The sequence below is a fragment of the Flavobacterium profundi genome (assembly GCF_006491645.1).
Classification (GTDB): domain Bacteria; phylum Bacteroidota; class Bacteroidia; order Flavobacteriales; family Flavobacteriaceae; genus Flavobacterium; species Flavobacterium profundi.
This window is the reverse complement of the sequence record NZ_VDCZ01000001.1, coordinates 189,880-208,572: the sequence shown is the minus strand read 5'-3', so window position 1 is coordinate 208,572 and position 18,693 is coordinate 189,880. Positions and strand designations below refer to the sequence as shown.

The 18,693-nt window shown below is 29.9% G+C and carries 17 protein-coding genes; 15 read left to right on the top strand and 2 right to left on the bottom strand.

The features are described from left to right. Position 1 precedes the first annotated feature (1 nt). The gene (locus FHG05_RS01005) at positions 2-625 is read right to left on the bottom strand and encodes a MarC family NAAT transporter (RefSeq protein ID WP_140996153.1); all 624 of its coding nucleotides are present in this window, start codon (positions 623-625) and stop codon (positions 2-4) included. Between the two features lie 178 nt (positions 626-803). On the opposite strand from FHG05_RS01005, the gene FHG05_RS01000 reads away from it, so the two are divergent. Next, positions 804-1,160 (top strand): CoA-binding protein, encoded by a 357-nt coding sequence (locus FHG05_RS01000; protein WP_140996152.1) that lies wholly within the window; start codon positions 804-806, stop codon positions 1,158-1,160. Here FHG05_RS01000 and FHG05_RS00995 read toward each other — a convergent pair. Continuing rightward, entirely contained in the window at positions 1,131-2,651 is a 1,521-nt protein-coding gene (locus FHG05_RS00995; RefSeq protein ID WP_140996151.1) for a sodium:solute symporter, read from the bottom strand. The two genes, FHG05_RS01000 and FHG05_RS00995, sit on opposite strands and share 30 nt — an antisense overlap. Before the next feature lie 74 nt (positions 2,652-2,725). Between FHG05_RS00995 and recR the strand changes: the two genes are divergently transcribed. The 14 genes from recR to FHG05_RS00925 all read left to right on the top strand — a co-directional run bounded on the left by recR (position 2,726) and on the right by FHG05_RS00925 (position 18,669). Then, positions 2,726-3,346 (top strand): recombination mediator RecR, encoded by a 621-nt coding sequence (recR, locus tag FHG05_RS00990; RefSeq protein WP_140996150.1) that lies wholly within the window; start codon positions 2,726-2,728, stop codon positions 3,344-3,346. A gap of 68 nt (positions 3,347-3,414) precedes the next feature. Further along, the gene (locus tag FHG05_RS00985) at positions 3,415-4,215 is read left to right on the top strand and encodes a polysaccharide biosynthesis/export family protein (RefSeq protein ID WP_140996149.1); all 801 of its coding nucleotides are present in this window, start codon (positions 3,415-3,417) and stop codon (positions 4,213-4,215) included. Between the two features lie 6 nt (positions 4,216-4,221). Continuing rightward, positions 4,222-6,669: an exopolysaccharide transport family protein gene (locus tag FHG05_RS00980; RefSeq protein WP_140996148.1), complete on the top strand. Its 2,448-nt coding sequence runs from the start codon at positions 4,222-4,224 to the stop codon at positions 6,667-6,669. 16 nt (positions 6,670-6,685) lie between these two features. Further along, on the top strand, positions 6,686-7,663 hold the full coding sequence (locus tag FHG05_RS00975) for an SDR family oxidoreductase (RefSeq protein ID WP_140996147.1): 978 nt from the start codon (positions 6,686-6,688) through the stop codon (positions 7,661-7,663). Further along, positions 7,664-9,055, top strand: a complete 1,392-nt coding sequence (locus FHG05_RS00970; RefSeq protein ID WP_140996146.1) for a UDP-glucose 6-dehydrogenase — start codon at positions 7,664-7,666, stop codon at positions 9,053-9,055. It abuts the gene before it with no gap. A gap of 3 nt (positions 9,056-9,058) precedes the next feature. Next, positions 9,059-10,336, top strand: coding sequence for a nucleotide sugar dehydrogenase (locus FHG05_RS00965; protein ID WP_140996145.1), 1,278 nt, complete (start codon positions 9,059-9,061; stop codon positions 10,334-10,336). Between the two features lie 54 nt (positions 10,337-10,390). After that, on the top strand, positions 10,391-11,392 hold the full coding sequence (locus tag FHG05_RS00960; protein ID WP_140996144.1) for an NAD-dependent epimerase/dehydratase family protein: 1,002 nt from the start codon (positions 10,391-10,393) through the stop codon (positions 11,390-11,392). Between the two features lie 5 nt (positions 11,393-11,397). Beyond that, on the top strand, positions 11,398-12,831 hold the full coding sequence (locus FHG05_RS00955; RefSeq protein WP_140996143.1) for a lipopolysaccharide biosynthesis protein: 1,434 nt from the start codon (positions 11,398-11,400) through the stop codon (positions 12,829-12,831). Then, entirely contained in the window at positions 12,828-13,910 is a 1,083-nt protein-coding gene (locus FHG05_RS00950; protein WP_140996142.1) for a DegT/DnrJ/EryC1/StrS family aminotransferase, read from the top strand. Before FHG05_RS00955 ends, FHG05_RS00950 begins: the two co-directional genes overlap by 4 nt. 4 nt (positions 13,911-13,914) lie before the next feature. Then, the gene (locus FHG05_RS00945; protein ID WP_140996141.1) at positions 13,915-14,553 is read left to right on the top strand and encodes an acetyltransferase; all 639 of its coding nucleotides are present in this window, start codon (positions 13,915-13,917) and stop codon (positions 14,551-14,553) included. 55 nt (positions 14,554-14,608) lie between these two features. Then, a complete protein-coding gene (locus FHG05_RS00940; RefSeq protein WP_140996140.1) occupies positions 14,609-15,580 on the top strand; it encodes a glycosyltransferase in 972 nt (323 codons plus the stop codon). 4 nt (positions 15,581-15,584) lie between these two features. Then, complete coding sequence (locus FHG05_RS00935) at positions 15,585-16,580, top strand: glycosyltransferase family 2 protein (protein WP_140996139.1); 996 nt, start codon at positions 15,585-15,587, stop codon at positions 16,578-16,580. Continuing rightward, a complete protein-coding gene (locus FHG05_RS00930; protein WP_140996138.1) occupies positions 16,577-17,509 on the top strand; it encodes an ATP-grasp fold amidoligase family protein in 933 nt (310 codons plus the stop codon). The genes FHG05_RS00935 and FHG05_RS00930 overlap by 4 nt, the downstream gene beginning before the upstream one ends. Then, positions 17,506-18,669 (top strand): glycosyltransferase, encoded by a 1,164-nt coding sequence (locus FHG05_RS00925; protein WP_140996137.1) that lies wholly within the window; start codon positions 17,506-17,508, stop codon positions 18,667-18,669. The genes FHG05_RS00930 and FHG05_RS00925 overlap by 4 nt, the downstream gene beginning before the upstream one ends. Positions 18,670-18,693 lie beyond the last annotated feature (24 nt).

Below are 18,693 nucleotides of genomic sequence, written 5' to 3'. Positions count from 1 at the left end.
GTTAAATAGATTGGAAGATGTTTACAATAGAACTACTGATATATTGAATTCCAATGGCAATTACGATAAAACCAATAATTCTAGAAATAGCAACTAAACCCGATGCACCTAATATTCTGGATAAATAATGAGCGCTTCTTAAAATTAAAAAAATGGTAACTGAAACACATAAAATAGCGGCACAGGTTGTTATTTTTTGAAGTAGTTCTGGTTGTTCTTGATACATAGCAATTAATAAAGACATAGAGCCTGGTCCTGCTAACATAGGCATCGCTAAAGGAGTTAAAGCAATGTCGTTTCTTTGCATGGCATCGTTCGTTACTTTTTTATTAACACCTCTTCTTTTACTAACATTTCCCGAAAGCAAACTAAAGCCCGAGTTTACAATTAGTAAACCACCCGCAATTCGTAAAGCATTAATACTAATGCCAAAAAATTGAAGCATGTATTTTCCTATAAAATACGAAATGATTAATATGATAGCTACATTAATTGCAGCCCATAATGAAATTCTAGAGCGTTCTTGTTTGCTGTCGTCTTGAGTTAAACCTACAAAAACAGGTACTGCACCTAATGGATTTAAAACAGAAAATAAAGCAGCAAAGACATAAATAAATAGTTCCATAGTTTTTTTGCAAAGAAACAGTTGTTTTTAAAACAACGTTTTAAAATAAAGTTATCTCAAAGTTAAAATTAATATTTTATTTTACTAATTTTATCTAAAATATTACTTTAAAAATAAGCTAAAAAAGTACTATTGTACAATTGCAATTCGATTTAATACAAACTATAAACAAATACAAATGAAAACCTTAGTCATTGGGGCTACCACAAATAAAGAACGTTACGCATATAAAGCCATTCATAATCTTGTAGGGAAAAGTCATCAGGTGGTTGCTATTGGTGCCAAAAAAGGAATGGCATTGGATATTACCATTGAAACTGAAAAAATTCCTTTTAAAGGAGTGGATACTGTTACTTTATATATTAATCCTACCGTACAAAGAGAATATTATGATTATATCATTTCACTACATCCAAGACGTGTTATTTTTAATCCAGGAACAGAAAATCCAGAATTTTATACACTTTTAGACGAAAATAATATTCTGTATGAAGTGGCTTGTACTTTAGTTTTGCTTGCTACGAATCAGTATTAAGCCTAAAAAGGTTAATACACCATTGATTAATAATAATTCGAATCCAAATTGGTAATAATGATTGGATGCGAATGCAACTGCACAATCCCATTTTGTGGTTTCACAAGTTGCGAAATCGATGGTTAGGTAACTGTATATTGCACCTCCAATACTTATGATATAGGTTAATATTGGAGATGTAATTGCGATTATCGGCACCCATTTGTCGTGTACTTTCATTTTGGTAAAAAGGCCAAATGCATATAAACCTAACAAAGGACCATAAGTATAACCAGCAAAAGTGAATAACTTTGAAATAACACTTGCATCTTTGATTAGGTATTTGAATGCGATGATTACAAAAATTAAAAGGAGTGATATCAGAACATGTATTCTTTTTCTAATTTTAACTTGCTCAGCAGTATTGTATTTTTTTTCAATGTTTAAGATGTCTATACTAAACGAAGTAGTTAATGAGGTTAAAGCACTATCCGCACTACTATATGCAGCTGCAATTAATCCTAAGATGAAGAAAATAAAAATATCAGAACCTAAATAATTTTTGGCTAAAACAGGAAATAAGTCGTCTTTGTGTGCATCAATTCCATTTTTTTGAGCATAAACAGTTAATAAAAGCCCTAAGCATAAAAAGATTAAGTTGACTATTGTAAGTACAATGGTAAACCAAAACATGTTTTTTTGAGCATCCTTTAATGATCTACAGGTTAAGTTTTTCTGCATCATATCTTGATCCAAACCTGTCATAACAATAGCGATAAAAGCTCCAGAAATAAATTGTTTCCAAAAATAATTTTTGGATAAAACATCTTCAAAAAAGAAGGTTTTTGATAAACTACTTTCTGAAATAAAACTAGTGATTGTTGTAGCATCTAATCCTAAGGAATCACTTACAAAATAGATAGTCACTCCTAATGCAATAAGCATGAATAGGGTTTGTAAAGTATCTGTCCAGACTATGGTTTTAATTCCCGATTGAAAGGTGTATAACCATATGAGAAGAACGGTAATTGTTACAGTTTGCCAAAATGCAATTCCCAATTCATCAAATAATATAATTTGTAGAACATTGGCCACTAAAAACAATCTAAAACTGGCGCCTACCACTCGGGATACTAAAAATAAGGAAGCTCCTGTTTTATAGGAATGATTTCCAAAACGACCTTCTAAATAGGTGTAAATTGAAGTCAGATTTAATTTGTAATACAAAGGAAGTAATACCGTTGCAATTACAAAATAACCTACGATATAACCAAGTACCACTTGCATATAACTGAATTGAGAACTTTCAATCCAACCTGGAACGGATATAAAAGTTACTCCAGAAAGCGAGGCACCAATCATCCCAAATGCTACCAAATACCAAGGCGATTGTTTGTTACCTTTAAAAAAGGAATCGTTCGTTTTTTCCTCTTTTCGTCCAACCCAAAAAGAAAAAGCAACTAATACTAAAAAATAAGAGAGAATTATTGTGATAATTGTAATCGGTTTCATAATCTTAATTTGTGAAACAAAGATAATAGAATAAATAAATTATTGTAAAGACTAAGTTTTGTATTTTTGCCGTTATGGAATTGCCTTCAAAATTATTAGAAAACGCAGTAAATGAAATTGCTCAATTGCCGGGTATTGGTAAAAGGACTGCTTTGCGTTTGGCTTTGCATCTTTTGAGACAACCTGTCGAGCAAACCAATCAGTTGACTTCAGCATTGGATAAAATGAGAAATGAAGTTAAATATTGTCAATCTTGCTATAATATTTCTGACACTTCCATTTGTTTAATTTGTGCTAACCCTAAAAGAGATACAGCTACAGTTTGTGTTGTGGAAGACGTTAGAGATGTTATGGCTATAGAAGCTACAGGTTTTTTTAAAGGAGTATATCATGTTTTGGGAGGGAAAATTAATCCTATTGAAGGAATTGGACCTTCGCAATTGAATATAAAACCGTTAATAGAGAAAGTGCGTTTGGGAGGGGTCAATGAGATTATTTTTGCTTTAAGCTCCACTATGGAAGGTGATACCACTAATTTTTATATTTATAAACAATTAAAGGAATTTGGAATAACAACATCTACCATCGCTAGAGGTATTGGAATAGGAGATGAATTAGAATATACGGATGAAGTAACTTTAGGTAGAAGCTTAATGCACCGCATTCCATTTGAACAATCCATTAAACAAGTTTAATATAATTTTAAGTACGTATCGTTATAGATTAATTCCTAAAAACTATATTTGCTATTTAAAGTGAGAAAATGAAAATTAAAAATTGTATATATATATTCGCTTTTGCGTTATTTTTTACCTCATGTATTCCGAATAAGGATTTAGTATATCTGCAAAAAACAGATAAAAAAACGAATGATAATGAAGTGAAAGAAGTTGTGGCTAAGCCTTACAGGGTACAAACCAATGACATCTTAACCATAAATATTAAGGCTTTGGATCAAAAGTTAGTTGAAATGTTTAACACTTCTACCGTTCAAAATCAAAGTCAAAATCAAAATACGCCTCAAAATTTATATTTTACGGGATACAGTGTAGATGATCATGGAAATATTAGAATTCCTGTCTTAGGGAATCTTAATGTTTTAGGATATACCTTAGATGAGATTAGAACAACTATTGAAAAGAAATTATTAGACGAATATTTTAATTCGGAAGCAAGATTGTATGTTACAGTAAAGTTAGCGGGTTTACGATATACTATAAATGGTGAAATTACAAATCCTGGAACGAATGTACTGTATCAAGATAGAGTCACAATAATGGAAGCTATTGCTAATTCTGGTGATATTACGATGACTGGTGACCGCAGAAAAGTACAAATTATTCGTAAATATCCTCATGGATATGAAACGTATACCGTAGATTTAACAAAAGACACTGCGATAGATTCTCCTTATTTTTACTTACAGCCAAATGATTATATTTATATTAAACCATTAAAACAAAAATCTTGGGGAACAGGTACAACAGGTGTACAAACAATTAGTACTATTATCACCGCATTGTCGTTGGTTACAACCACAATTTTATTAACCAGAAATTTGTAATACAAGATGCTAGACGCAAAAGATTTTACTTTTTTTGAATCTCAATCTAATTTCGATTTTAAAGGTTTTTTTATAAAAGTAATTAGTTATTGGAAATGGTTTGTTTTATCATTATTAATCTCATTTGTAGTTGCTTATAATGTTAATATAAGAAAAGAAAAACTATATGGGATGGAGTCTTTAATTGTTGTTAAAGATGAAAATAATCCATTTTTTACTTCAAATACTAGCTTGGTTTTTAATTGGGGAGGTGTTTCTGATAAAGTCCAAACCGTTATAACAACACTTCGTTCTAGATCACATAATGAATTAGTTGTAGATAAATTAGAATATTACATTCAATATCAAACGAAAGGGAAATACTTTTACGAAGATGCCTACGGGAATGTGCCATTTTATGTTAAAATTGATAAAAACAAAGGACAATTAGCATTTGTTCCGATAAAAATAAAATTTATCAATGCGAGTGAATACGAATTAAGTGTTGATTTTAATGAATTTCCTTCCCGAACACTCATTCATTATGTAGATAATTCGAGAAGTCAAGTAAATTTGGATGAAACTTATTCTAGTAAAAAATTTAAAATAGACGAAGAAGTAAACTTACCTTTTGCTCATTTTAAACTACATCTTCATTCAGATGCCAATCAATATGTGAATCAAGAGTATTATTTAAGATTCGAAGACTTTAATTCTACAGTTGCCAAATATAAAAATATAGATGTTGCAGCAGATAATAAAGCACAATCAGTTATTAGTTTGCAATTAGTTGGTTCTAATAAAAACAGATTGGTTGAATATTTAAATACGACCGTAGAATTACTGAGAAAGAATGAGTTGCATAGCAAAAACCTTTTTGCTACCAATACCATTAATTTTATAGATAGTACTCTTTTGGTGATGGAAGGTCAAATTAAAGAGGCTGAAAATGAATTGAAAAATTTTAGAAAAGGGAAAAACGTTTTTGAATTAGAAGGTGGTGGAGAATTATTAACCCAAAGAATCTCAGAATATGATATTCAAAAAGACGAGACTGTCAGAAAAATTAGATATTTAGACAATTTAAAAACCTATTTAGACAAAAGTGTTGATTTTTCTAATTTACCAGCGCCAACAGTAGCGAGTATTGAAGATCCTAATATCGTAAATAATGTTTCTAGATTAATAGAGTTATCTAAACAAAGAGCCGAATTAAATTATGCGGTTAAAAGTGGTAAGATGTTTACTGAGTTTGATGTAGAAATGGACGCTATAAAGAAAGTGCTTCTAGAAAATATTTCAAGTTCTAAAAGTGCTTTAATGATTGATTTGAATATTGTAAATCGAAATATCTCTCAAGCTGAGTCTGAAGTAAGTGTTTTACCAGAACAACAACAAGAGCATTTGAAAATCTCTAGAAAATACAATTTAAAAGATAATATTTATAGCACTTTTTTACAAAAAAGAAGTGAAGCAGAAATAGTTAAAGCTGCAAATATTTCAGATATCGATTTTATCGATCCAGCAAAAGATGTAGGAGGAGGTTTAAGAGGACCAAAAACGAGTATCAACTATATTTTAGCTACTATATTGGGATTGCTAATTCCATTGTTGATTATTTTTGTTATTGTCTTACTAGACAATAACATTAATCTAATCGAAGATATTCAAAAACTAACTAAAATTCCTGTAATAGGTGTAATAGGAAAGAAAAATACGGATACCAATTTGTCTGTGTTTGAAAAGCCAAAATCGCCTTTAGCGGAATCATTTAGAGCAATTCGTTCTTCTTTACAATTTTTATATAAGAAGCAAAACAAAGACGGTGCTAAAATATTAATGCTGACCTCTTCGGTAAGTGGTGAAGGGAAAACGTTTTGTTCGATTAATTTAGCCACAGTTTTTGCTCTTAGCGAAAAGAAAACAGTTATTGTGGGTCTCGATTTAAGAAAACCAAGAATTTTTGGTGATTTTAATATTGATAATATTTTTGGAGTAGTAAATTACTTAATTGGTCAAAAGAAATTAGAAGATGTAATTCAAAAAACGCATGTACCTTATTTAGATGTAATTTCTTCAGGTCCAATACCTCCTAATCCAGCAGAATTGTTGATGAGTGAAAGTATGAGAGAATTAATAGAAGAGCTTAAGCAAAAATATGATTATATAATTTTGGATACTCCTCCAGTTGGATTGGTTTCTGATGCTTTGGAATTAGCCCATTTTTGTGATGCTACTTTGTATGTTACCAGACAAGGATTTACCAAAAAAGGAATGTTATCTGTTGTAAATGAAAAACATAGACGAGGTGAACTACAAAACATAAGTATTTTGTTTAATGGTTTTCAAAATAAAGCAAAATATGGCTATGGTTATGGCTATGGTTACGGTTATGGAGTGTATGGAGAAGGATATCATGATGAATCGCAAGAACCAAAAGGATGGCGAAAAATGCTTAAAAGAAATAAAAAATAAATAAAGCAAGAATAATTTGATACGTAATAAAAAAATATTAATTACAGGAGGTGCTGGATTTATTGGTTCAAATTTATGTGGTTATTTTCTAAATAAAGATAATACTGTAATTTGTTTGGATAATTTTGCCACTGGTCACAAACATAATATTGAGCCTTTTCTATCAAATCCTAACTTTACTCTGATTGAAGGCGATATACGGAACTTAGAAGATTGTAAAAAGGTAACAACTGGAGTTGACTATGTTTTACATCAAGCGGCATTAGGAAGTGTTCCAAGGTCAATTGCTGATCCAATTACCTCTAATGATGTAAATGTTACTGGTTTTTTAAACATGTTATTGGCTTCTAAAGAAGCTAAAGTAAAACGATTTATTTACTCAGCTAGTTCTTCAACATATGGTGATTCTGAATCCTTGCCAAAAGTGGAGGAAGTTATAGGAAGACCTCTATCTCCTTATGCAATTACTAAATATGTAAATGAGTTATACGCGGATGTGTTTTCAAAAACGTATGGAATTGAAACCATAGGGTTACGTTATTTTAATGTTTTTGGAAGAAATCAAGATCCAAATGGAGCATATGCTGCAGTAATTCCTAAATTTGTAAAACAATTAATAAATTTAGAAAGTCCTGTTATTAATGGAGATGGAAATTACTCTAGAGACTTTACTTACATTGATAATGTAATTCAAATGAATGAATTAGCAATGTTGGTTGAAGATAAAACAGCAGTGAATACAGTTTATAATACAGCCTGTGGTGATCGAACCACACTAAATGAATTGGTGTACTATTTAAAAGAATATTTATCGGAATACAATCAAGAGATTAAAAATGTAAGCGTTTTGCATGGAGCAAATAGAGTGGGAGATATTCCACATTCGCTTGCAAGTATTGAAAAAGCAAAAAGACTTTTAGGTTATCAACCTAAATATCAATTAAAAGAGGGATTAAGAGAATCTGTAAATTGGTATTGGGAAAATTTAAAATAAATTATGATTAAAAATATTTGTTGTATTGGAGCAGGGTATGTAGGAGGACCTACCATGGCAGTAATTGCTCAAAAGTGTCCTCATATAAAAGTAACTGTAGTAGATTTAAATCAAGATAGAATCAACGCATGGAATGATTCAGACCTTAGTAAATTACCAGTATACGAGCCTGGATTAGATAAAGTGGTGGAAGAAGCTAGAGGGCGAAATTTATTTTTTTCAACAGACGTTGATCAGGCAATAGATGAAGCAGAAATGATTTTTATTTCAGTGAATACGCCTACTAAAACATATGGTGTTGGAAAAGGAATGGCAGCAGATTTAAAATATATTGAGCTCTGTGCTAGACAAATTGCAAGAGTAGCTAAAAACGATAAGATTGTAGTTGAAAAATCAACTTTGCCTGTGCGAACAGCTCAAGCAATTAAAGATATTTTAGATCATACTGGAAACAGTGTTAATTTTCAAATTTTATCCAATCCTGAATTCTTAGCAGAAGGTACTGCTATTGAAGATTTATTTTCTCCAGATAGGGTTTTAATAGGGGGAGACACTTCTTCTGAAGGTCAAAAAGCAATAGAAAGTTTGGTTGCAGTTTATGCAAATTGGGTGTCCCGAGATAAAATTCTAACTACAAATGTTTGGTCTTCTGAACTATCAAAATTAACAGCAAATGCATTTTTAGCGCAACGTGTTTCATCTATAAATGCCATGAGTGAGTTATGTGAAAAAACAGGTGCAGATGTTAGTGAAGTTGCAAAAGCAATTGGTATGGATAGTCGTATTGGATCAAAATTTTTAAAAGCTTCAGTAGGTTTTGGAGGTTCTTGTTTTCAAAAAGATATTTTAAATTTAGTATATATTGCTAAGTCCTACGGCTTAAATGAAGTAGCAGATTATTGGGAACAAGTTATTATAATGAATGATCACCAAAAGAGACGTTTTTCAAAAAATATTATCAGCACTCTTTATAATACAGTTTCTGGTAAAAAAATAGCTTTTTTAGGTTGGGCTTTTAAAAAAGATACTAATGATACTCGTGAATCAGCAGCCATATATGTAGCTGATGATTTGATAAGCGAACAAGCTTTAGTTGCAGTTTATGATCCTCAAGTTCAAGAAACACAAATACTTTCAGATTTAAATTATTTAGAATCGAGAACTGAAATGGAAAACAAAAAATACATTCATGTAGCATCCAATCCATATGTAGCTGTTGAAAATTCTCATGCAATTGCAATTTTAACAGAATGGGATGAATTTAAGGATTACGATTGGCAAAAAATATATGATAGTATGCTGAAACCTGCATTCATATTTGATGGAAGAAATTTATTGAATAAAGAACAATTGGAAAATATTGGTTTTGTTTATCAATCTATTGGATCATAAATTATGGAAGATAAAATCGCTATTATAGGTTTAGGATATGTCGGTTTGCCATTAGCTAGACTGTTTGCAACTCAGTTTTCAGTTGTTGGTTTTGATATTAATGAGAATAGAATACTAGAACTAAATAAAGGAATCGACTCTACTTTAGAAGTTGAAAATGATGTCTTGAAAAAAGTACTATTGCCAAATAATAATAATGAAATTGGTCTTTTTTGTTCTAACAAGTTAGAAGATATAAAAGGATGTAATTACTTTATAGTCACAGTACCTACACCAGTAGATAAACACAATAGACCAGATTTAACTCCTTTGTATAAAGCAAGTGAAACTGTAGGGAAAGTGTTAAAAAAAGGAGACATAGTAATTTATGAATCAACTGTTTATCCCGGAGTTACTGAAGAAGAATGCGTTCCTGTGTTAGAGCGTGTCTCTGGGCTTACATTTAACAAAGATTTTTTTGCAGGATATTCTCCTGAAAGAATTAATCCTGGAGATAAAGAGCATACGGTTGAAAAAATTTTAAAAATCACCTCTGGTTCAACTCCTGATATAGGGAAGAAAGTAGACAATTTATATAAAAGTGTTATCCTAGCAGGAACACATTTAGCTCCTACTATTAAAGTAGCAGAAGCTGCTAAAGTAATTGAAAACTCACAAAGAGATATCAATATTGCTTTTGTAAATGAATTGGCTAAAATCTTCAATTTACTTGAAATTGATACCCATGCTGTACTAGAAGCAGCTGGTACTAAATGGAATTTTTTACCTTTTAAACCAGGCTTGGTAGGTGGGCATTGCATAGGTGTGGATCCATATTATCTTGCCCAAAAAGCACAAGAAAAAGGATATCATCCTGAGATTATTTTAGCTGGTAGAAGATTAAATGATTCTATGGGTGAATATGTTGCTTCTCAAATTGTGAAGTTGATGATTAAGAAAGGAATAAGTGTTAATAAGGCTTCGGTTTTAATGTTGGGTATTACCTTTAAGGAAAATTGTCCAGATGTAAGGAATACCAAGATAGTAGATGTAATTACTGCTTTGCAAGAATATGGTATTACTGTTACTACTTATGATCCTTGGGCTAACCCTAAAGAAGTAGAGCACGAATATAAAATAGAAAGTAGAACTAAATTATCTTATGAAAAATATGATGCAATTGTTTTAGGAGTCTCTCATAAAGAATTTTTAACAATTGATTTAAAAGCCCATTTAAACGACAATGGAGTTGTTTACGATGTTAAAGGTATTCTTGGCGATAAGGTAGATGGTAAGTTATAAGAAGTTATAATTTTTTTTAAGTTTTTTGCTTTAAAAAATGTAAACTAAAAAAAAATGAAAATATTAGTTACAGGAGCTGCAGGATTTATTGGATACCATCTTTGCGAAAAGTTAGTGGCTTTAGGTCATGAAGTTGTGGGAATTGATAATATAAACGGTTACTATGATATAACTCTCAAATTGGCTCGTTTAAAGCAGCTGGGTATTACCGATATATACGAACACAAAATATCTATAAGCCATTTACATCCAAATAGTTTTCATTTCACAAAACTAAGTCTCGAAGATCAAGTTCAATTACCACTATTATTTAAACAATATAAATTTGATGTAGTCTGTAACTTAGCCGCTCAAGCGGGTGTTAGATACAGTCTTGAGGAACCCATGGTGTATGTAGAGAGTAATGTGGTTGGGTTTGTCAATTTATTAGAATGTATGAGACACAATCATGTTAAAAAAATGGTGTATGCTAGTAGCTCTAGTGTATATGGTAATTCTGATACAATTCCATTTTCTACAAATGATAGTGTGGATAATCCAATAAGTCTATATGCAGCAACCAAAAAAGCGAATGAGTTGATGGCTCATACGTATAGTCATTTATTTGATATACAAACTATAGGGTTGCGTTTTTTTACCGTATATGGTCCTTGGGGAAGACCAGATATGGCTATGTTTTTATTTACGGAAGCTATTCTAAATAATAAGCCTGTAAAAGTTTTTAATCATGGAGATTTATACAGAGATTTTACCTATATCGACGATATCATTTCTGGAGTTGTTGCAACAATTGAAAAAATCAGACCCGAAAAATATCTTATTTATAATATAGGGAATAGTAAACCCGAGAAATTATTGGATTTTGTTGAAGCAATTGAAAAAGAAATAGGAAAAGAAGCTATAAAAGATTTTTTACCCATGCAGGCTGGAGACGTGATGCGGACCTATGCAGATATAGAAAATTTTAAATCCGATTATGATTATGTTCCTCAAACCAATATTAAAAAAGGGGTGGAGAAATTTATAAAATGGTATAAAAGTTATTATTCAAAATAAATTAAATGTCGTTAAAAAATATTGCTTTAAAAGGAATCGTTTGGTCGTTTTTACAGCTTTCTTCTAATCAAATTATTTCATTTTCTGTTAATATTGTATTAGCACGTTTATTAATGCCAAAAGACTTTGGACTTATAGCAATGTTAAGCGTTTTTATAGGTATAGGTAATGCGTTAATTAATAGTGGTTTATCCAGTTCTTTAATTCGTTCTGAAGAAATAGATGAAGAAGATTATACTACTGTTTTTTATTTTAATTTACTAGGTAGCTTTATGATTTATAGTTTGTTTTTTATAGCTGCTCCCTATATAGCTAAATTTTATGAACAAGATTTATTAATAACAATTATAAGAGTATATGGATTAACCTTTATTATTAATGCATTTTCAACTATTCAAACTACTAGGCTTACTAAACTTATGGATTTTAAGACGCAAATGAAAGTAAGTGTGCCTTCTTTAATAGTAAGTGGAACTTTAGGAATTTGTTTGGCGAATTTGAATTATGGTGTTTGGAGTCTTGTTTATATGGCCATATGTCAATCAATTATTAGTTCCATTCAACTTTGGTATTGGGCAAAATGGAAACCTTTATGGTGTTTTAAAAAAAATAAGTTTAAAAAGCATTTTAAATTTGGAACAAATTTACTTTTTTCAAGTGTTTTAGATATACTTTATAGCAGTAGTTATACTATAATTATTGGTAAATTTTTTGCACCAGCACAAGTTGGGTATTTTAATAGAGCCGACACATTACAGATGCTTCCTGTAGGTAATATTAGTACTATTATTACGAAAGTATCCTATCCTTTATTTTCAACAATACAGAATGATAACATCAAACTTAAGCAAGTATATAAGAGAATTATGGAAATGGTTTTGTATTTGGTTGTACCAATTTTGCTTATAATGTCAGCATTAGCTGAACCTCTTTTTCGTTTTCTTTTTACAGATAAATGGTTGCCAGCTGTTCCTTATTTTAGAATTTTATGTTTAACTGGTATTTTATATCCGATACATTCTTATAATTTGCAAATTTTAAAAGTAAAAGGTAGAAGTGATTTGTTTTTTAAATTAGAAATAATAAAGAAAATTATCATGACAATTGTATTAATAATTTCTTTTCAATATGGTATTTATGGATTACTATATGGAAGTATTATAACTTCTGTAATAGCCTTTTTTATTAATACACATTATAGTGGGAAATTTTTAAACTATACGGCTTGGGAACAATTTAAAGATTTGTTACCTACAATTTTGATTGGTATGTTAATAGGATTTTGTACCTTTAAATTGGATATTTTATTTCATAAATATACCGATTTTGTAAGGCTAATACTAGGTACAACTATTGGTCTCAGTTCTTATTTGTTAACTACATATTTACTAAGAATAAACGCTTTTTTTGAAATTATAAAAATACTTAGAAGAAGATGATCCCAGTTACTAAACCATTTTTACCTCCTCAAGAAGAATACAATAAGTATTTAAATGGAATATGGCAACGCAATTGGTTAACCAATATGGGACCATTAGCTAGCAATTTAGAAATGCAATTAAAAGATTTTTTAAATGTTAAACATTTGCTTTTTGTTACTAATGGAACTCTAGCTTTACAATTAGCAATTAAATCATTGGATTTAAGAGGAGAAATAATTACAACTCCCTTTTCTTTTGTAGCAACAACTAGCAGTATTGTTTGGGAAGGTTGTAAACCAATTTTTGTAGATATTGATATTAATTCTTTAAATATTGATGCGAATAAAATTGAAGCAGCTATAACTCCTTCTACAACTGCAATTTTAGCGACCCATGTTTATGGGAACCCTTGTGATGTAATTGCAATAGATCGAATTGCAAAAAAATACAATTTAAAAGTTATTTATGATGGGGCTCATGCGTTTGGAGTTACCATTATGGGCAAATCTATTTTTGAATATGGTGATATTAGTATTTGTAGTTTACACGCAACAAAATTATACCATTCAATTGAGGGAGGGTTAGTAATAACTAAATCTGCTGAACTTTTAAAAAGAATTGCCTATATGCGTAATTTTGGTTTTAATGGACCGGAATCTTTTTCTGAATTGGGGATTAATTGCAAAAATTCAGAATTTCATGCTGCAATGGGACTTGTTAATTTAAAATATATCGAATATATATATCAAAACAGAAAAAGAATTGTAGAAAGGTATACTAACAATTTAAAAAGTTTCAAAGCAACGAGACCTATTTGGTTTAATGGTTCATTTGATAATTATGCTTATTATCCTATAATAATTGAATCCGAAAAATTACTTCTTAAAGTTGTAGAGATTTTAGATGGAAATGAAATTTTTACAAGAAGGTATTTTTATCCTTCATTATCTAAAGTTTTGCCTTACGTAGAAGCTAAAGAAATGCCAATTACAGAAGATATTTCAAAAAGAGTCTTGTGTTTGCCATTATATCCTGATTTAACAGATGAGGAAGTAGATTTAATTTGTCGTTTAATGTTGAGAATTCAAAATAATTAATAAAATGATAGTTGTTGGAGCTAAAGGATTTGCTAAAGAGGTTTTAGAAATATTACATAAAAATGGAGAAACATTAGATTTATGTTTTTATGATGATGTTACTGAAAATGTACCCGAAAAACTTTTTGATTTATTTCATATATATACAAATGAATCTCAAGTTAAAAAGCATTTTAAAGAAAAATCTAATGCGTTTATTATTGGTATCGGTAATCCTTCACTACGAAAAAAAATGTATGAAAAGTTTATGAGTTTGGGAGGAAAGCCATACACTATCATTTCTAGCAAAGCAGAAGTGGGAAGTTTTGATAATGAAATAGGATACGGTGTAATTATAACATCGGGTTGTGTTCTTACTAATTCGATAAAAATAGATAATGGAGTTTTAATAAATTTAAATACAACTATAGGACATGATGTGACAATTGGTAAGTTTGTAGAATTGTGTCCAAATGTAAATATTTCAGGTAATTGTAGAATTCATAATAATGTCTTTATAGGTACTAGTGCAGTCGTTTTACCAGGACTTACAATTGGTGAAAATTCAATTGTTGCTGCGGGTTCTGTAGTAACTAAAGATGTTCCTAGCAATGTTATGGTTGCAGGAATTCCCGCAATAATTAAAAAAGAATTGTTTCTTTAAAAGAAGATATTAAATTATCTTAAACAACGATAATATCAATTAATCAAAAAAAACAATGAAGCCATCTATTCTAATAATAGCGGATTTCCCAGGTTGGGCTTATTTTGAAATTCAACAATTTATAAAAATAAATTTAGCGGATAAATTTGATATTTATTGTGATTATCTAATTTATAACACAAAAAAAAAATCTAAAAACCCAATCAAAAGAATACGTACTTTTTTAGATAAAAAAAAATATACCCTTCATAAGAAAGATTGTAATTACGATATAGTTCTTAATTTAGCTTTTTATTTTGAAAAACATTTACAAGTTTCATGGACTTATAAATATAAAATTACAGGAATTTATACCGATGGTTTTCCTCCATCTAATTCCAATTTTAATGGTTCACCAGAGGAATTTATAAAAGAATTCTGCAGTACAACTGATGTTCTAGTTTGTGGATCGAATCAAATTAAAAATTTTTATGCTGCATATTTTCCTAAAGTTTTTTATGCAAATTGTATCATTGATGATAAACTTTTTTTAAAAAAAAGAATTGTTGAAAAAGATGATTTTATAATAGGATGGACAGGAAATCCTAAAAGAGAATTTAAAGGATATTATTCTCATGTTGTAAAAGTAGTAGAATTGCTTCAACAAAAATATGCAAATATTAAATTAAAATCTCGATTTTCAGGACCTATAGAAACATTGCCAGATTTTTATGAAGATGTAGATGTTATTCTAATTGCTTCAGATGCTGACGCAGGTCCATCAATGTTTGGAGAGGCATCTTTAATGAGTATACCGAGTGTTTCAACAAATATTGGATGGCCAAGTCAAGTAATTCAAGATGGGAAAAACGGTTTTTTAGTTTCAAAAGATATTGATGAAATGGTAAAGAAAATTGAAATCCTATATCATGATAGACTCTTGTTAAATAGTATGAGCAAAAGAATTCGTAATGATTTTCAAAAAGAGTTTAATAAAACAGAAATGATTGAAAGATGGGAGAATATTTTTAATTCTCTTTTAAATTAATGATATGGAAAATTTAATGTTATCTGTAACAATCGCTACTTATAACGTAGAAGACTTTATTAAAGAAAGTATAGACAGTGTTTTAAATCAAACATTTACAGATTTTGAAGTAATTTGTATAGATGATGGTTCTAAAGACAATACAGTAGCTATCTTAAATGAATATGCGTCATTAGACAAACGTATAAAAGTTATTGCAAAAAATGAAAATCAAGGATTAGCTGTTGCAAGAAATGAATCTTTAGCACTAGCAAAAGGCAAATATGTTGTTTTTTTTGATGGAGATGATATTTATGATCAAAGCCTTTTTGAAAAAGCAATTTCCATTTTAGAGAAAGAAAATAAGGACATGGTAATTTGGGATTATGTGTCATTTTTTGAGACTAACGAAATTGATTCTTTGAAAAAACAAAAATCAGCACTTGAAACATTTGAGGTTGCAAATAAAATTGCCCTTCTTCAACGCCCTTCATTTACTTGGGTGAAAATGATTAAAACGGAAACTGCTAAAAAATTAGGCATTTATTTTCCTCCAGGTTATACACGACAAGATATTCCAGTGCATTGGCATTTAATTACAAAATTGGAAACCATTAGCCTATTACCTGAAAAATTAAGTTTTTATAGACAACAACCCAATGCAACAACAGCTAAGAAAAATGAAAAATTATTTCATTTGGCATATGTGTTAGATATTGTAAAAGAATTTCTAAAAGAAAATCAAGAGTATGAAACTTATAAAGACGAATTTTTAAGACAACAATTGAATTTGCTCTTTGGGATGTATGATAATATTAAAGAGGATTTAAAACCACAAGCTAAACAATTAATAGTGGATAGATTGTTTGTAGAACATTATGAATACATCCATTCAGGAAAACCATTACGAAAACAAGCTAAATATTTTTATTTATCTTTGAAAGGTAACCTATGGGCGAAAATTAAACTTTCTATATGGTATACTTCTAGATTTATATTTCGAAAAATAAAGTCAGTATGATTAGAAGTTATCTCGTTAAATTGAAAAATAGCAATCCTTTTTTATTATATCTTTGGTCTTACCAACAGAAACAAAAAGGAATTAAAAATCTTCAGCAATTTACTGATGAAGAAGCTATTGTGAAATTGTATCAAAATTTTTCAGGCAAAAAACCTAATCTGGAAGAACCTAAAACCTTTAGCGAAAAACTGCAGTGGCTGAAGTTGCATTATCATAATAATTTAACCACAATTTGTGCCGATAAATATGAAGTGAGACACTTTTTGATAGAAAAAGGTTATGGCGATTTATTGAATGAAATTATTGCAGTTTATGATACAATTTCTGAATTAAAAGTAGCTGATTTACCCAATCAATTTATTATAAAAGCCACTCATGGAAGTGGATGGAATTTATTGTGTACCAATAAAAATAAAATAAATTGGTTCATCTGGAAAAAAATTATGAATCTTTGGTTAACCAATACTATTTTTTGGCCAGGAAGGGAATGGCCTTATAAAAACATGAAGCCAAGATTAATAGTTGAAAAATTTCTTACAGATGAAAGTGGCCAGTTAATGGATTATAAGTTTTTTTGTTTCAATGGTAAAGCACAGTTTATTCAAGCTAATAAAGGGAGAGATACTGCGAATCATGCACAAAATTTTTATGATTTAAATTGGAACATTCAACCTTTTGGAAAAGATCTATTGCCAAGACCAGATATTAAAATTAATCCTCCAGTTCAATTGAATAAGATGATACAAATTGCTGAGGATTTATCAAAAGATTTTCCTTTTGTAAGAATTGATTTTTATGAAGTGGAAACTAAAATCATTTTTGGAGAAATGACTTTTTATCCAAAAAGTGGATTACCCGATTTTAAGCCCTTAGAATACGATCAAATACTGGGCGATTTATTAGTATTACCTAATCCAATAAGCGAATGAAAAAGATAAAAATACTACATGTTACTGGAGCTATGAACCGAGGTGGTGCAGAAGTAATGTTGATGGATATCTATAGAAATATTTCAGAAAATTTTCATTTTGATTTTTTAATAAATTACAAACGTAAATTGGGTGTAGTAAAAGGTGATTTTGACGAAGAAATTCAAGCTAATGGAGCTCAAATCAAATATATACCTACACAATGGGATGTTGGTCCGAAAAAATATGCTTTTGAATTTGAAAAAATTTGTAAGGAGCTAGGAATACCTGATATAGTTCATATACATATGAATGCAAAGTCGGGTGTTATTGCTTGGGCTGCAAAAAAAGCAGGAATTAAAACGGTAATTGTTCATTCACATGCAGATTTGAAATTTAGAGGAAATCTGGTATCTAGAGTTTTGAGTCAGTTAGAACTTCAATTTCAAAAATGGTTAATTGCAAAATATGCTGATTATTATTGGGGTTGCTCCAATGAAGCTAATGCAAGTTTGTTTTATGAAAGACTACTTACAAAAAATAAAACTGCTGTTATTAATAATGCAATAGACACAAAAGCTTTTCAAATGGTTTCTGATGAAGCTGTAGAAAAGCTTAGAAAGAGTTACAATATAACTGAAAATACGCTGGTTCTAGGTAATGTGGGACGAATTGTAAGTCATAAAAACGTCCTATTTATTATTGAAGTTTTAAATGAACTCCAAAAAAAAGGATTAGATGTTGTTTTTGTGTTTGCAGGAAGAGCAGATCAACCCGATTATCTACAGAGAATTTTTCAAAAAGCGGAAGAATATAAGGTAACAGAACGCATTAGGTATTTGGATGTAAGAGAAGATGTTCCTGTAGTGATGCATTCTTTTGATGTATTTGTGGGACCAGCATTAAAAGAAGGTTTCGGTTTAGTTGCTGTAGAAGCTCAAGCCGCTGGATTACCGTGTTATTTATATAAAGGTTTTCCTAAAACAGTAGATATGAATTTAGATTTAGTAACTTTTTTTGATTCTTTTTCTGTTTCAGAATGGACAGATGCGATTGTTTATAATATTTCTAAAAACAAAACAATCGCTAAAGAAAAGATTGGAGAAAAAATTATGTCTAAAGGGTTTGATATCGAGATAAATACAAAAAAAATTGAAGAACTGTATAGTAAAATTGTTTAAATTTTGAAGCAAGCAATACATTTT

Excerpts from the sequence above, each read along its gene's own strand:
- FHG05_RS00985 (WP_140996149.1), top strand. The coding sequence starts at position 3,415 with ATGAAAATTAAAAATTGTATATATATATTCGCTTTTGCGTTATTTTTT.
- FHG05_RS01005 (WP_140996153.1), bottom strand. The coding sequence starts at position 625 with ATGGAACTATTTATTTATGTCTTTGCTGCTTTATTTTCTGTTTTAAAT.
- FHG05_RS00965 (WP_140996145.1), top strand. The coding sequence starts at position 9,059 with ATGGAAGATAAAATCGCTATTATAGGTTTAGGATATGTCGGTTTGCCA.
- FHG05_RS00940 (WP_140996140.1), top strand. The coding sequence starts at position 14,609 with ATGAAGCCATCTATTCTAATAATAGCGGATTTCCCAGGTTGGGCTTAT.
- FHG05_RS00945 (WP_140996141.1), top strand. The coding sequence starts at position 13,915 with ATGATAGTTGTTGGAGCTAAAGGATTTGCTAAAGAGGTTTTAGAAATA.
- FHG05_RS00950 (WP_140996142.1), top strand. The coding sequence starts at position 12,828 with ATGATCCCAGTTACTAAACCATTTTTACCTCCTCAAGAAGAATACAAT.
- FHG05_RS00925 (WP_140996137.1), top strand. The coding sequence starts at position 17,506 with ATGAAAAAGATAAAAATACTACATGTTACTGGAGCTATGAACCGAGGT.
- FHG05_RS00935 (WP_140996139.1), top strand. The coding sequence starts at position 15,585 with ATGGAAAATTTAATGTTATCTGTAACAATCGCTACTTATAACGTAGAA.
- recR (WP_140996150.1), top strand. The coding sequence starts at position 2,726 with ATGGAATTGCCTTCAAAATTATTAGAAAACGCAGTAAATGAAATTGCT.
- FHG05_RS00995 (WP_140996151.1), bottom strand. The coding sequence starts at position 2,651 with ATGAAACCGATTACAATTATCACAATAATTCTCTCTTATTTTTTAGTA.
- FHG05_RS00955 (WP_140996143.1), top strand. The coding sequence starts at position 11,398 with ATGTCGTTAAAAAATATTGCTTTAAAAGGAATCGTTTGGTCGTTTTTA.
- FHG05_RS00930 (WP_140996138.1), top strand. The coding sequence starts at position 16,577 with ATGATTAGAAGTTATCTCGTTAAATTGAAAAATAGCAATCCTTTTTTA.
- FHG05_RS00980 (WP_140996148.1), top strand. The coding sequence starts at position 4,222 with ATGCTAGACGCAAAAGATTTTACTTTTTTTGAATCTCAATCTAATTTC.
- FHG05_RS01000 (WP_140996152.1), top strand. The coding sequence starts at position 804 with ATGAAAACCTTAGTCATTGGGGCTACCACAAATAAAGAACGTTACGCA.
- FHG05_RS00960 (WP_140996144.1), top strand. The coding sequence starts at position 10,391 with ATGAAAATATTAGTTACAGGAGCTGCAGGATTTATTGGATACCATCTT.